The following is a 14,297-nucleotide window of genomic DNA, read 5'->3' on the forward strand; positions in this document are numbered from 1 at the left end:
CCCTATAGTTGTTGCGTGGTTATGCGCCGGGGCTGGTGATATGATCCAGAGCTTGCGTCGCAAAGAGTACAAACTCGCCGACGTTTACCGGGCCGCCCGTGATCGGCCTTGCGCAAACCGCGAACTAGACCTGAATCAGGAGATCCACCATGGCTTTTGAATTGCCGCCGCTGCCCTACGCCCACGATGCCCTGCAGCCGCACATCTCCAAGGAAACCCTGGAGTATCACCACGACAAGCACCACAACACCTACGTCGTGAACCTGAACAACCTGGTCCCAGGCACTGAATTCGAAGGCAAGACCCTGGAAGAGATCGTCAAGACCTCTTCGGGCGGCATCTTCAACAACGCCGCTCAGGTCTGGAACCACACCTTCTACTGGAACTGCCTGGCGCCAAACGCTGGCGGTCAGCCGACCGGTGCTCTGGCCGACGCCATCAACAGCGCTTTCGGTTCCTTCGACAAGTTCAAGGAAGAGTTCACCAAGACTTCGGTTGGCACCTTCGGTTCCGGCTGGGGCTGGCTGGTGAAGAAGGCTGACGGTTCCCTGGCCCTGGCCAGCACCATCGGCGCTGGCAACCCGCTGACCAACGGCGACACTCCGCTGCTGACCTGCGACGTCTGGGAGCACGCCTACTACATCGACTACCGCAACGTCCGTCCGAAGTACGTCGAGGCGTTCTGGAACCTGGTCAACTGGAAGTTCGTTGCCGAGCAGTTCGAAGGCAAGACCTTCACTGCCTGAGTGGCTTCTGGCTTGTAGAAAAAACCCGGCACTTGCCGGGTTTTTTTGTGGCAGCGCTATGGCATGGCGCTAGAGAAGCCTGGGGCATGCACAGCGAGGCCAAGGGCAGCCCCGATCAGTGCCAGCCCCTACAATTTTTCACCGTCTGGCGGCCTTCCCCCTCTTGCTCCCCTGGCATAGCGCGCTAACATCAAACGTCTGGAAAGTTGACGCAACGCACTCAAGTCGCAGGGGCGCGCAACCGATACAGTACCGAAGGCAGCAAGGTCGATAGTCTATTGCCGAAGCTAATGGCAAAATAGTGGCATGCGCATGGATTAAGGAAACCCCATTGAAGCTGGAATTTCGCAACAGCTTATCGGTCAAGTTGCTCAGGGTTGTGCTGCTTTGCGCACTGGCGGTCGGCGTGGTTCTGAGCTGTGCGCAGATCGTCTACGACACCTACAAGACCCGCCAGGCCGTGAACAATGATGCCCAGCGCATCCTCGACATGTTCCGCGACCCGTCGACCCAGGCTGTGTATAGCCTCGACCGGGAAATGGGCATGCAGGTCATGGAAGGCCTGTTCCAGGACGAGTCGGTGCGCATGGCCTCTATCGGCCACCCCAACGAAACCATGCTGGCGGAAAAATCCCGGCCGCTGCAGGATATGTCCATGCGCTGGCTGACCGACCTGTTTCTCGGCCAGGAACGCACCTACACCACTCAACTGGTCGGCCGCGGGCCCTATAGCGAATACTACGGCGACCTGAGCATCACCCTCGACACCGCCGCCTATGGCGAAGATTTTCTGATCAACGCAGTGATCATCTTCATCTCCGGCGTGCTGCGCGCGCTGGCCATGGGCCTGGTGCTGTACCTGGTCTATCACTGGCTGCTGACCAAGCCGCTGTCGAAAATCATCGAGCACCTCACCCAGATCAACCCCGACCGCCCTAGCCAGCATCAGATTCCACTGATCAAGGGTCATGAACGCAACGAACTGGGGCTGTGGGTCAATACGGCCAACCAGCTGCTGGCGTCGATCGAACGCAACACGCATCTGCGCCACGAAGCCGAAAACAGCCTGCAACGCATGGCCCAGTATGACTTCCTCACCGGTCTGCCCAACCGCCAGCAGTTGCAACAGCAGCTCGACCAGATCCTCGTCGATGGTGGCCGCCTGCAACGGCGCGTGGCGGTACTGTGCGTGGGGCTGGACGACTTCAAGAGCATCAACGAGCAATTCAACTACCAGGTCGGCGACCAGTTGCTGCTGGCCCTGGCCGACCGCCTGCGCGCCCACAGCGGCCGCCTTGGCGCCCTGGCGCGCTTGGGCGGCGATCAGTTCGCCCTGGTCCAGGCCAATATCGAGCAGCCCTATGAAGCGGCCGAGCTGGCCCAGAGCATCCTCGATGATCTGGAAGCGCCGTTCGCCGTCGACCTGCAGGAAATCCGCCTGCGCGCGACCATCGGTATCACCCTGTTCCCGGAAGACGGTGACAGCACCGAGAAGCTGCTGCAAAAGGCCGAGCAGACCATGACCCTGGCCAAGGCCCGCTCGCGCAACCGCTACCAGTTCTACATCGCCAGCGTCGACAGCGAGATGCGTCGGCGCCGCGAGCTGGAAAAAGACCTGCGTGAAGCGCTGCCGCGCAACCAGCTGTACCTGGTCTACCAGCCGCAGATCAGCTATCGCGATCATCGCGTGGTCGGCGTCGAAGCGCTGCTGCGCTGGCAGCACCCGGAACTGGGCATGGTCCCGCCGGATCAGTTCATCCCGCTGGCCGAGCAGAACGGCAACATCATCAGCATCGGCGAATGGGTGCTCGACCAGGCCTGCCGGCAGCTGCGTGAATGGCACGACCTGGGCTTCAGCGAGTTGCGCATGGCGGTCAACCTGTCGACCGTGCAGCTGCACCACAATGAGCTGCCGCGGGTGGTCAACAACCTGCTGCAGGCCTACCGCCTGCCGCCGCGCAGCCTGGAGCTGGAAGTCACCGAGACCGGCCTGATGGAAGACATCAGCACCGCCGCCCAGCACCTGCTGAGCCTGCGCCGCTCCGGCGCGCTGATCGCCATCGACGACTTCGGTACGGGGTATTCCTCGCTCAGCTATTTGAAATCGCTGCCGCTGGACAAGATCAAGATCGACAAGAGCTTCGTCCAGGACCTGCTCGATGACGATGACGACGCGACCATCGTTCGCGCCATCATCCAGCTGGGCAAGAGCCTGGGCATGCAGGTGATCGCCGAAGGCGTGGAGACCGCCGAACAAGAGACCTACATCATTGCCCAGGGTTGTCATGAAGGTCAGGGCTATCACTACAGCAAACCGTTGTCGGCCCGGGAGCTCACCGCCTTCCTGCGCCAGGCGCAACGCAATCAGGTGTCGGCGCTGTAACCCTTGCCACTGCTGAGAATGCCCTGGCAACCGGCATTTGCATGAATTGCGTGCCCACCCCTTTACAGCAAATGCAAATCTTTCGCATGATGTTGCGGTTTCGCGTGCCACGCCGCGCAGTCCAACCACACGACGCAGGGAAACCAATAATGATTCGAATGCCTCTGGCCTCCGCCAGTCTGCTGGCCATCGCCATCGCTCTCGCCGGTTGCGGCGAAGGCAAGGACGACAAGGCTGCCGCACCGCAAGCCCAGGCACCTGCTGCCGCCAGCACCGCTGCTGCGGCGCCTGGGGCGATCGACGAAGCCGCCGGCAAGGCCGTGGTCAAGCACTACGCCGAGCTGGTCCATGCCGTGTACAGCGACTCGTTGAGCACCGCCAAGACCCTGCAGAGCGCCATCGACGCGTTCCTGGCCAAGCCTAACGATGAAACCCTGAAAGCGGCCAAAGACGCCTGGGCCGCCTCACGCGTGCCTTACCTGCAGAGCGAGGCATTCCGCTTTGGCAACACCATCATCGACGACTGGGAAGGCCAAGTTAACGCCTGGCCGCTGGACGAAGGCCTGATCGACTACGTCGACAAGAGCTACGAGCACGCCTTGGGTAACCCAGCCGCCAGCGCCAACATCATCGCCAACACCGAGATCCAGGTCGGCGAAGACAAGATCGACGTCAAGGACATCACCCCCGAGAAGCTCGCCAGCCTCAATGAGCTGGGCGGTTCGGAAGCCAACGTCGCCACCGGCTACCACGCGATCGAATTCCTGCTCTGGGGCCAGGATCTCAACGGCACCGGCCCAGGCGCGGGCAACCGCCCAGCGACCGACTACCTGGAAGGCAAAGGCGCCACTGGCGGTCACAACGAGCGTCGCCGTGCCTACCTCAAAGCGGTCACCGACCTGCTGGTCAAAGACCTCGAAGAGATGGTTGGCAACTGGGCACCGAACGTCGCCGACAACTACCGCGCCAAGCTTGAAGCCGAGCCTGTCAACGACGGCGTGCGCAAGATGCTGTTCGGCATGGGCAGCCTGTCGCTGGGTGAACTGGCCGGCGAGCGCATGAAGGTCTCCCTGGAAGCCAACTCGCCTGAAGACGAGCACGACTGCTTCAGCGACAACACCCACTACTCGCACTTCTACGACGCCAAGGGTATCCGCAACGTCTACCTGGGCGAGTACACCCGAGTCGATGGCAGCAAGCTGACCGGCCCGAGCCTGTCGTCGCTGGTGGCCAAGGTCGACCCGGCCGCTGACGCCACCCTCAAGGCTGACCTGGAGGCCACCGAGGCCAAGATCCAGGTCATCGTTGACCACGCGCTCAAGGGCGAGCACTACGATCAACTGATCGCCGCCGACAACGCTGCCGGCAACCAGATCGTGCGTGACGCCATCGCCTCGCTGGTCAAGCAGACCGGCGCGATCGAGCAGGCTGCCGGCAAGCTGGGCATTGCCAACCTGAACCCGGATACCGCTGATCACGAATTCTGATCGGCTGATACTGGATCAATCAAATGGCGGCCTTCGGGCCGGCCAGTCAATCAAGAATCGGGGCTGCTTTGCAGCCCTTCGGGGGCAAGCCCGCTCCCACAGAGGAAGCGTTTACCTGAAGGTCGACGCAATCCCTGTGGGAGCGGGCTTGCCCGCGAAGGGCCGCAAAGCGGCCCCAATTCGTATATACCGGGCGTTGTCGTTTGGTGGCCCTAGCGCATCCCGCTGTAGGGATCGGCAATGCTGTCAGCCATCTCCGCCACGGCATCGTCGATCGCCTCGCGGGTTGCAGCTGAGATCCGCTGCTTATCGAGCCCCAGAAGAAATTCCCACACCCCCACCAAGCCCAGTCGAGACACTATCGACAACAGGTTCTCGGTGATCTCAAAATCATCCCGCCAGCGACTGATGAGCAACTGTTCCAGCCGCCCCTTCAGCGCCTCATCGAGCAAGCTGTAGGTATGCCATTGCCGATCAGCCAGCTCGTATAGCGCCTCGGTCAGTGGCAGTGTGGCCATGTCATCCGGCGCCAGCAGGATGGCTTCGAACTCATCACGAATACTCTGCGGCGGCATGCCGTCGGGCAGGGACTGATAATAGTCAGGCGTTTTCATCGCTAGAAATCTACGGGAATGTGAGTTTGATTACCGGCCTTTCTGTAGAGCTTGCCATCCTGGCCCAGCAGCTTGCCACCAATCCTGATTTGCGCAGTCCAGCCGGCGCCAGAGTTGGAGCCGGGGAACTTACCCGCAGCATTGCTATCCGGCGCATGCCATTTGACCTCGACCTTCTGCCCACCAATGACGTAGTTGAACTTACTCCCGTCGGTAATCGTCACCGAAGGTTTGAATCCGTCAGGTGTGCCCGGAGGTACCAGCTTGCGCAGATCATCGATGTGAATTCGACCGTTGTTCAGCGCCTCACTGGCCGACCGTTGCGGATTGAAGAACGCAGGCGTCTGGCCCGTTTTCGACGGCTGATTGAGCGCGCCAAAGTCGCCTTCGGCACGCGACACGGCGTTGTCCCATTTGGCTGGCGTCGAGCCTGGTGAAACGCTGCCTGGCTCAACACTCCCAGCCTTGCCAACGGAGCCCGCGCTGGCCAGGCCTTTACCCATGCCGCCGAGCGCCAGCGGATTCAAGCCAAAGGGACTGAAGCCGGTTTGCTCGGTGTATTTGCTGGCTTCGCTCATCCAGCGTGGATCGTTCGATTGGTAGAGCTGGGCGATGTAGTCAAGGTGCAGCTGGCCGGCCAAGGTCCAGTCACTGAGGTTGTCGCCGCCAATGAAGGTGTAGCCGCGCAGGATCTTGCTGGCCGCGCCTTCCGGCAATTGGCTTTCCAAGGCATCGATTGCCTTGGAGCCCATGTCGATCTCGGCCCGGATCGCCGCGCAAGTCCTTCGCGAATTTAAGAACCGTCCCACAAACCGGCGCGGTAACTGACAACGATTTCATCCAGTAGTTGCAAATTGCTCTTATTCAAACACCCCTAGCCTGCTAAGCTTGCACGCCGGTTTTTTGCCCAAGCCCAGGATCGTTGATGTCCTTGCTCCGCCTAAGCCCCCTGCTACTGGCTACTGTCCTGGCCGCCTGTGACGACGCCCCGCGTTTCACCCAGGCCGAGCCCGGCGAGGCCCTGTCTGGCGGCAAGGCGACGGTCCTGCGCAGCGACCGCAATGCCTTTTCCCTGCCTTCGGCCAACCTCTCGCCGGAGCGTCGGCTGGACTTTGCCGTTGGCAACAGTTTTTTCCGTAACCCCTGGGTGATCGCCCCCGCCACCACCACCGCGCGTGATGGCCTCGGCCCGCTGTTCAATACCAACGCCTGCCAGAACTGCCATGTGCGTGACGGACGCGGACATCCTCCCGAGCCGGGTGCCAGCAATGCGGTGTCGATGCTGGTGCGTTTGTCGATTCCTGACCAACCTGCCTACGCCCAGGAAATCCAGCGCCTGGGCGTGGTACCGGAACCTACCTACGGCACCCAACTGCAAGACATGGCCATCCCCGGCGTGACCCCGGAAGGCAAGGTGCGCGTGACCTACAGCAGCGAGACGGTCCGCTTCGCCGATGGCTACAGCGTCGAGCTACGCCGGCCGCAGCTGCAAATCAGCCAACTCGGCTATGGGCCGATGCATGCCGATACCCGCTTCTCCGCCCGCGTAGCACCGCCGATGATCGGCCTGGGCCTGCTCGAAGCCATTCCAGAGGCGGCGATCCTGGCTAACGCCGACCCGGACGATCGCAATGGCGACGGCATTCGCGGGCGGGCCAATCAAGTCTGGGATGATGCCCAAGGCAAGACCGTGCTCGGCCGATTCGGCTGGAAGGCCGGCCAGCCCAACGTCAACCAGCAGAACGTCCACGCCTTTGCCGGTGACATGGGCCTGACCACTACCTTGCTGCCGCACGATGACTGCACACCCGCCCAACTCGACTGCCTGGCCGCGCCCAACGGCGATGGCGCCGACGGTGAGAAGGAAGTCAGCGACAACATCCTGCGCCTGGTCACCTTCTATACCCGCAACCTCGGCGTGCCAGCGCGGCGCGACGTGGCTGCGCCGCAGGTGCTGGCCGGCAAGAACCTGTTCTTCCAGGCGGGCTGCCAAAGCTGCCACACACCGCAGTTCACCACCGCCGCCGATGCCGCCGAGCCTGAACTGGCCAACCAGCTCATCCGCCCCTACAGCGACCTGTTGCTGCACGACATGGGCCCGGGGCTGGCCGACCACCGCAGCGAATTTGCCGCTGGCGGCCAAGACTGGCGCACCCCACCGCTGTGGGGCGTTGGCCTGACCGAAGCGGTCAGCGGCCACAGCCAATTGCTGCACGATGGCCGCGCCCGCAACCTGCTCGAAGCGGTGCTCTGGCACGGCGGCGAAGCGCAGGCGGCGCGCGACCAGGTTCTGACCTTCAATGCCGAGCAGCGCGCCGCGCTGCTGGCGTTCCTGAACTCACTTTAAAACGCGCAAGGAGCCGGGCATGTTCCGACCCAAACTGTTGTTCACCAGCCTCGCCGCACTCGCCCTGGGTGCTTGCTCGCCGCAAGACCCACAAGCGGTGACCTCCGCCGCCATCGCCAAGCAGGTGATCCTGCCGACCTACAGCCGCTGGGTCGAAGCCGACCGCCAGTTGGCCGCCAGTGCCCTGGCCTACTGCGAAGGCAAAACCTCGCTGGACGCCGCCCGCGCCGACTTCCTCAACGCGCAGAAAGCCTGGGCCGAGCTGCAACCGCTGCTGGTCGGCCCACTGGCCGAGGGCAATCGCCCCTGGCAGGTGCAGTTCTGGCCCGACAAGAAAAACCTGGTCGGCCGTCAGGTCGAGCAGTTGGTCAACGCCGACAAGCCAATCGACGCCCAGAGCCTGGGCAAGGCCAGCGTAGTGGTACGCGGTCTGTCGGCCTACGAGTACATCCTCTTCGACAGCAAGCCAGACGTCGCCACGCCTGAGCAGAAGGCCCGGTACTGCCCGCTGCTGGTGGCCATTGGCGATCACCAGAAGGCCCTGGCCGAAGAGATCCTCAAGGGCTGGAACAGCACCGACGGCATGCTCTCGCAGATGACCAAGTTCCCTAACCAGCGCTACGCTGACTCGCACGAAGCGATCGCCGATCTGCTGCGCGCCCAGGTCACCGCCCTGGATACCCTGAAGAAGAAGCTCGGCGCACCCATGGGCCGCCAGAGCAAGGGCATCGCCCAGCCGCTGCAAGCCGAAGCCTGGCGTAGCCACTCTTCGCTGAAAAGCCTGGAAGCCAGCCTCAAAGCCGCCCAAGCGGTATGGGTCGGGGTCGACAATCAAGGCCTGCGCGGCCTGCTTGGCAAAGACCAGAGCGCCCTCGCGCAGAAGATCGACGACGCTTACGCAAGCTCGGTCAAACTGCTGGCCGACAACCACAAGACCCTGGGCGAGCTGCTGGCCGACGATGCCGGCAAACAGACGCTCAACCAGATCTACGACAGCCTCAACGTGGTGCACCGCCTGCATGAAGGCGAGCTGGCCAAGGCGTTGAACATCCAGCTGGGCTTCAATGCCAACGACGGTGACTGATCATGCTGCGACGCCAGGCCCTCAAACTCGGTAGCCTCCTGCTCAGCGCCCTGACCCTGGGCGGTTGGAGCCTGTTGCGCAACAAAGGCAGCGAACCGCTGCTGCTGTCGGCGCGTGACGACGCCGACGGCAAGCACTACGCAGTGGGCTACCGGCTGGACGGCAGCCACGTGTTCGCCACCGAAGTGGGCCAGCGTTGCCACGCCATCATCAACCACCCCGAGCTACCGATCGCCCTGTTCGTCGCCCGCCGCCCAGGTACCGAAAGCTACCTGGTCGACCTGCGTGACGGGCGCCTGCTGCAAACCATCCGCTCGCAACCCAACCGCCACTTCTATGGCCACGCGGTGATCCATAACAGCGGCGAGTGGTTGTATACCACCGAGAACGACACCACCGACCCAGGACGTGGCGTGCTTGGCGTCTACCGCTTCGAAGGTGAACGGCTGGTGCATGCGGGCGAGATCCCCACTCACGGAATCGGTCCACATGAGCTGGCCTGGCTACCCGACGGCGAAACCCTGGTGGTGGCCAATGGCGGTATCCGCACCGAGGCCGAAAGCCGGGTAGAAATGAACCTCAATGCGATGGAGCCGAGCCTGGTCCTGATGCAGCGCGACGGCACCCTGCTGAGCAAGGAAACCCTTACCCAGCAGATGAACAGCGTGCGTCACCTGGCCATTGCCGACGATGGCACGGTGGTCGCCTGCCAGCAGTTCATGGGCGATGCCGATGAAACTGCCGAACTGCTTGCGATCAAGCGCCCGGGCGAGCCGTTCAGGGCATTCCCGGTGCCCGAGCGGCAGTTGCAGGCCATGGCCCAGTACACCGCCAGCGTGGCCATCCACAATGATTTACGCCTGGTGGCGCTGACTGCGCCGCGTGCCAACCGCTTGTTTATCTGGGATCTGGACAGTGCCCAGGTCAGGCTTGATGCACCGATGCCCGATTGCGCTGGGGTGGGGGCGGTAAAAGATGGTTTTGTCGTCACCTCCGGGCAGGGGCGCTGCCGCTTCTATGACTGTCGCAAGCAAGACTTGATCGGCCAGCCGATGGAACTGCCTTCGGGGTTCTGGGATAACCACCTGCATCTGGCTTGACCGCACTGGCCTCATCGCGGGGCAAGCCCGCTCCCACGCAGACGGACTCCAACCAGTCGCCATTGGCGTGGGAGCGGGCTTGCCCCGCGATGAGGCCAGTCGGCCCCTGCTCTCCACGTTTTCCTGAAAACAGGCAATACTCTTCCCATCCGCACGTGGGCAGGATCGCCCGTGGTCGTGCCATACCTATAACAACCACGCATCCAAGGAACCGGACTTATGCTGCGCCGCCGCATGCTGATCATGTTGGCCGTCGTGCTGCTGATTGTATTGATCCTGGGGGGCATCAAGGCCTTCTCGATCTACAACCAGATCCAGGTATTCACCGCGCCCAAGCCACCGATCAGCGTGGCCGCCGCGACCGCCGAGCAGCGCCCGTGGCAACAGCGACTGCCCGCTGTCGGCAGTCTCAAGGCCTTGCAGGGCGTCGACCTGAGCCTGGAAGTGGCCGGCACGGTCAAGTCGCTGCACTTCGACTCCGGCCAACAGGTCAAGGCCGGACAATTGCTGCTGCAACTGGACAGCGACGCCGAAACCGCACTGCTGGGCACCGCCCAGGCTGACCTGGGGCTGGCCAAGGTGGACTTCGGCCGCGGCAGCCAACTGGTCGGCGACCAAGCCATCTCCCGCGGTGAGTTCGACCGTTTGACTGCGCAATATCGGCGCAACCAGGCCGTGGTCGACCAGCTCAAGGCATCGCTGGCGAAAAAGAGCATCAAGGCGCCGTTCAGCGGCACCATCGGCATTCGCCAGGTGGATGTCGGCGACTTCCTCGCCAGCGGCACGGTGATCGCCACCCTGCAAGATGTGTCCAGCCTCTACGTCGATTTCAACGTGCCCGAACAAGCCCTGCCGCAGCTGAGCCTCGGCCAACAGGTACTGGTACAGGTGGGCGCCTACCCCGAACAGACCTTCCCAGCCAGCCTCAGCGCGATCAACCCCAAGGTCGAGGAAAGCACGCGCAACCTGCTGGTGCGCGCCACCCTGGCCAACCCCGAGCGCAAGCTGCTGCCGGGGATGTTCGCCAATCTGCTGATCCTGCTGCCTGATCCACGCCCGCAAGTGGTGGTGCCGGAAAGCGCGATTACCTACACGCTGTATGGCAATTCGGTGTACGTCGTCAGCGCCAAAAAGGACAAGGGCGGCCAGCCCGAAACCAACGCAGAAGGCCAACCCGTGCTGATCGCCGAGCAGCGCACGGTACAAACCGGCGAACGCCGCGACGGCGTGGTGGTGATCAGCGAAGGGCTCAAGGCGGGCGATCAGGTGGTCAGCGCCGGGCAATTGAAGCTGACCTCGGGCGCGCCGATCCGGATTGCCCCCGACCACGCCCTGCAGCGGCAAAACGCACCCAACGCGCAGCGCGCGGACTGAGGAGGCTGGCATGGCGTTCACCGACCCGTTCATCCGCCGCCCGGTGTTGGCCAGCGTGGTCAGCCTGCTGATCCTGCTGCTGGGTTTCCAGGCCTGGAGCAAGCTGCAGATCCGCCAATACCCACAGATGGAAAACGCCCTGATCACGGTGACCACCGCCTACCCCGGAGCCAACGCCGAAACCATCCAGGGCTACATCACCCAGCCGCTGCAGCAGAGCCTGGCCAGCGCCGAAGGCATCGACTACATGACCTCGGTGAGCCGCCAGAACTTCTCGATCATCTCCATCTACGCGCGTATCGGCGCCAACAGCGACCGGCTGTTCACCGAGCTGTTGGCCAAGGCCAACGAAGTGCGCAACAAGCTGCCGCAAGAATCCGAAGACCCGGTGCTGAGCAAAGAAGCCGCCGACGCTTCGGCGCTGATGTACATCAGCTTCTACAGCGAGCAGATGAGCAACCCGCAGATCACCGATTATCTGTCGCGGGTGATCCAGCCCAAGCTGGCCACTCTGCCAGGCATGGCTGAAGCCGAGATCCTCGGCAACCAGGTGTTCGCCATGCGCATCTGGATCGACCCGGTCAAGCTGGCAGGCTTCGGCCTTTCGGCCAACGATGTCACCGCAGCGGTGCGCCGCTACAACTTCCTTTCCGCTGCCGGCGAGGTCAAAGGCGAGTACGTGGTGACCAGCATCAACGCCACCACCGAACTGAAATCGCCGGAAGCCTTCGCCGCCCTGCCGCTCAAGACCGAGGGCGATACCCGGGTGCTGCTGGGCGACGTCGCGCGCGTCGAAATGGGCGCGGAGAACTACGACACGGTCAGCTCGTTCGACGGCACGCCATCGGTGTACATCGGCATCAAGGCGACGCCTGCGGCCAACCCGCTGGAGGTGATCAAGGAAGTGCGGCGGATCATGCCAGAGCTGGAGAGCCAGTTGCCGGCAAGCCTGAAGGTGTCCATCGCCTACGACGCCACGCTGTTCATCCAGGCCTCGATCGATGAGGTGATCAAGACCCTCGGCGAGGCGGTGTTGATCGTCATCGTCGTGGTGTTCCTGTTCCTCGGCGCGCTGCGTTCGGTGTTGATCCCGGTCATCACCATCCCGCTGTCGATGATCGGCGTGTTGTTTTTCATGCAGATGATGGGCTATTCGCTGAATTTGCTCACGCTGCTGGCGATGGTGCTGGCCATCGGCCTGGTGGTGGACGATGCCATCGTCGTGGTGGAAAACATCCACCGCCATATCGAAGAGGGCAAGTCACCCTTCGATGCAGCCCTGGAGGGCGCCCGCGAAATCGCCATGCCGGTGGTGTCGATGACCATCACCCTGGCCGCCGTGTATGCGCCGATCGGCTTTCTGCAAGGCCTGACCGGCGCCCTGTTCAAGGAATTCGCCCTGACCCTGGCGGGTGCGGTGATCATCTCCGGCGTTGTCGCCCTGACCCTGTCGCCGATGATGTGCGCACTGTTGCTGCGTCACGAGCAGAACCCCAGCGGCCTGGCCCATCGCCTGGATGTGCTGTTCGAAGGGCTCAAGGTTCGCTACCAGCGTCTGCTGCACGCCACCCTCAACAGCCGGCCAGTGGTGCTGGTGTTCGCCGTGATCATCCTGTGCTTGATCCCGGTCCTGCTGAAATTCACCCAGAGTGAACTGGCGCCCAACGAAGACCAGGGGGTTATCTTCATGATGAGCAGCTCGCCGCAGCCGGCCAACCTGGATTACCTGAACGCCTACACCGACGAATTCACCACGATCTTCAAGAGCTTCCCCGAGTATTACTCCTCGTTCCAGATCAACGGTTTCAATGGGGTACAGAGCGGCATCGGCGGCTTTTTGCTCAAGCCGTGGAATGAGCGCGAACGCAGCCAGATGGAGTTGCTGCCGCTGGTCCAAGCCAAGCTCGAAGAGATCGGCGGCCTGCAGATCTTTGGCTTCAACCTGCCCTCGCTGCCGGGCACCGGCGAGGGTCTGCCGTTCCAGTTCGTGATCAACAGCGCTGGCGATTACCCCGCCCTGTTGGACGTCGCCCAGCGGGTCAAGGAACGTGCCCAGGCCTCAGGCAAGTTCGCCTTCCTCGACATCGACCTGGCGTTCGACAAGCCTGAAGTGGTGGTCGACATTGATCGGGCCAAAGCGGCGCAGATGGGCGTGTCGATGGACGTGCTCGGCGGTACCCTGGCGACTTTGCTGGGCGAAGCCGAGATCAACCGCTTTACCCTGGAAGGGCGCAGCTACAAGGTCATCGCCCAGGTCGAGCGGCCGTACCGCGACAACCCAGGCTGGCTGAACAACTACTACGTGAAGAACGACCAGGGCCAACTACTGCCGCTGTCGACCCTGATCACCCTCAGCGACCGCGCCCGCCCGCGCCAGCTCAACCAGTTCCAGCAGCTGAACTCGGCGATGATCCAGGGCGTGCCGATGGTCAGCATGGGAGAGGCACTGGCAACCGTGCAGCAGATCGCCCGTGAAGAGGCGCCGGAAGGCTTTTCTTTCGACTATGCCGGAGTCGCGCGGCAGTTTGTCCAGGAAGGCAGCGCGCTGTGGGTGACCTTTGGCCTGGCGCTGGCGATCATTTTCCTGGTACTGGCGGCGCAGTTCGAGAGTTTCCGCGATCCGCTGGTGATTCTGGTGACCGTGCCGCTGTCGATTTGCGGGGCGTTGCTGCCGTTGTTTCTGGGGGTGTCGAGCATGAACATCTACACCCAGGTGGGTTTGGTGACACTCATCGGGTTGATCACCAAGCACGGCATTCTGATCGTCGAATTCGCCAATCAGTTGCGTGAAGAAAAGGGCCTGGGCAGGCGCGAGGCGATTGAAGACGCGGCAGCGATTCGCTTGCGCCCGGTGCTGATGACCACCGCCGCGATGGTGTTCGGCATGGTGCCGTTGATCCTGGCGACAGGCGCCGGGGCGGTGAGCCGCTTCGATATCGGCATGGTGATCGCCACCGGGATGTCGATCGGGACACTGTTTACCCTGTTCGTGCTGCCCTGCATCTATACCTTGCTGGCGCACAAGACGATTGCAGGGGAACAGCAGACGGTGATCGAGAGGTAGTCGTGGGAACTGGCGAAGCCCTCGCTAGCGGATTGGGCCTGCTATGCAGCCCGTCGCAGGCTTCGCCAGCTATTACAGGGAATGAATGACTCGGATAT

At 62.6% G+C, this 14,297-nt stretch carries 10 protein-coding genes; 8 read left to right on the forward strand and 2 right to left on the reverse strand.

Annotated elements, in window-relative coordinates; genetic code table 11:
- Nucleotides 1-149 precede the first annotated feature (149 nt).
- From HU737_RS17405 to HU737_RS17415, 3 genes are all read left to right on the forward strand, one after another.
- Nucleotides 150-746 carry a superoxide dismutase gene (locus tag HU737_RS17405; RefSeq protein ID WP_186553907.1) on the forward strand — a complete coding sequence of 199 codons (597 nt, stop codon included), beginning with the start codon at nucleotides 150-152 and terminating at the stop codon, nucleotides 744-746.
- 331 nt (nucleotides 747-1,077) lie between these two features.
- Entirely contained in the window at nucleotides 1,078-3,129 is a 2,052-nt protein-coding gene (locus tag HU737_RS17410) for a putative bifunctional diguanylate cyclase/phosphodiesterase (protein ID WP_186553906.1), read from the forward strand.
- Between the two features lie 149 nt (nucleotides 3,130-3,278).
- Nucleotides 3,279-4,616, forward strand: a complete 1,338-nt coding sequence (locus tag HU737_RS17415) for an imelysin family protein (RefSeq protein WP_186553905.1) — start codon at nucleotides 3,279-3,281, stop codon at nucleotides 4,614-4,616.
- Nucleotides 4,617-4,828: 212 nt separating this feature from the next.
- On the opposite strand, the gene HU737_RS17420 is transcribed toward HU737_RS17415, so the two are convergent.
- Nucleotides 4,829-5,230: a hypothetical protein gene (locus HU737_RS17420; protein WP_186553904.1), complete on the reverse strand. Its 402-nt coding sequence runs from the start codon at nucleotides 5,228-5,230 to the stop codon at nucleotides 4,829-4,831.
- 2 nt (nucleotides 5,231-5,232) lie between these two features.
- Nucleotides 5,233-5,982 (reverse strand): hypothetical protein, encoded by a 750-nt coding sequence (locus HU737_RS17425; RefSeq protein ID WP_186553903.1) that lies wholly within the window; start codon nucleotides 5,980-5,982, stop codon nucleotides 5,233-5,235.
- A gap of 173 nt (nucleotides 5,983-6,155) precedes the next feature.
- On the opposite strand from HU737_RS17425, the gene HU737_RS17430 reads away from it, so the two are divergent.
- From HU737_RS17430 to HU737_RS17450, 5 genes are all read left to right on the forward strand, one after another.
- Nucleotides 6,156-7,577 (forward strand): di-heme oxidoreductase family protein, encoded by a 1,422-nt coding sequence (locus HU737_RS17430; RefSeq protein ID WP_186553902.1) that lies wholly within the window; start codon nucleotides 6,156-6,158, stop codon nucleotides 7,575-7,577.
- A 19-nt stretch (nucleotides 7,578-7,596) separates the two neighbouring features.
- Nucleotides 7,597-8,661, forward strand: coding sequence for an imelysin family protein (locus HU737_RS17435; RefSeq protein ID WP_186553901.1), 1,065 nt, complete (start codon nucleotides 7,597-7,599; stop codon nucleotides 8,659-8,661).
- Between the two features lie 2 nt (nucleotides 8,662-8,663).
- Nucleotides 8,664-9,761, forward strand: coding sequence for a DUF1513 domain-containing protein (locus HU737_RS17440; RefSeq protein WP_186553900.1), 1,098 nt, complete (start codon nucleotides 8,664-8,666; stop codon nucleotides 9,759-9,761).
- A gap of 219 nt (nucleotides 9,762-9,980) precedes the next feature.
- A complete protein-coding gene (locus HU737_RS17445; RefSeq protein ID WP_186553899.1) occupies nucleotides 9,981-11,135 on the forward strand; it encodes an efflux RND transporter periplasmic adaptor subunit in 1,155 nt (384 codons plus the stop codon).
- Nucleotides 11,136-11,145: 10 nt separating this feature from the next.
- Entirely contained in the window at nucleotides 11,146-14,199 is a 3,054-nt protein-coding gene (locus tag HU737_RS17450) for a multidrug efflux RND transporter permease subunit (RefSeq protein WP_186553898.1), read from the forward strand.
- Nucleotides 14,200-14,297: the final 98 nt, after the last annotated feature.

This window comes from Pseudomonas urmiensis (assembly GCF_014268815.2).
Classification (GTDB): Bacteria; Pseudomonadota; Gammaproteobacteria; order Pseudomonadales; family Pseudomonadaceae; genus Aquipseudomonas; species Aquipseudomonas urmiensis.

Bases quoted from the DNA above. Each gene is read 5' to 3' on its own strand.
- HU737_RS17435 (WP_186553901.1), top strand. From the start codon at position 7,597: ATGTTCCGACCCAAACTGTTGTTCACCAGCCTCGCCGCACTCGCCCTG.
- HU737_RS17425 (WP_186553903.1), bottom strand. From the start codon at position 5,982: ATGGGCTCCAAGGCAATCGATGCCTTGGAAAGCCAATTGCCGGAAGGC.
- HU737_RS17440 (WP_186553900.1), top strand. From the start codon at position 8,664: ATGCTGCGACGCCAGGCCCTCAAACTCGGTAGCCTCCTGCTCAGCGCC.
- HU737_RS17405 (WP_186553907.1), top strand. From the start codon at position 150: ATGGCTTTTGAATTGCCGCCGCTGCCCTACGCCCACGATGCCCTGCAG.
- HU737_RS17450 (WP_186553898.1), top strand. From the start codon at position 11,146: ATGGCGTTCACCGACCCGTTCATCCGCCGCCCGGTGTTGGCCAGCGTG.
- HU737_RS17445 (WP_186553899.1), top strand. From the start codon at position 9,981: ATGCTGCGCCGCCGCATGCTGATCATGTTGGCCGTCGTGCTGCTGATT.
- HU737_RS17430 (WP_186553902.1), top strand. From the start codon at position 6,156: ATGTCCTTGCTCCGCCTAAGCCCCCTGCTACTGGCTACTGTCCTGGCC.
- HU737_RS17420 (WP_186553904.1), bottom strand. From the start codon at position 5,230: ATGAAAACGCCTGACTATTATCAGTCCCTGCCCGACGGCATGCCGCCG.
- HU737_RS17415 (WP_186553905.1), top strand. From the start codon at position 3,279: ATGATTCGAATGCCTCTGGCCTCCGCCAGTCTGCTGGCCATCGCCATC.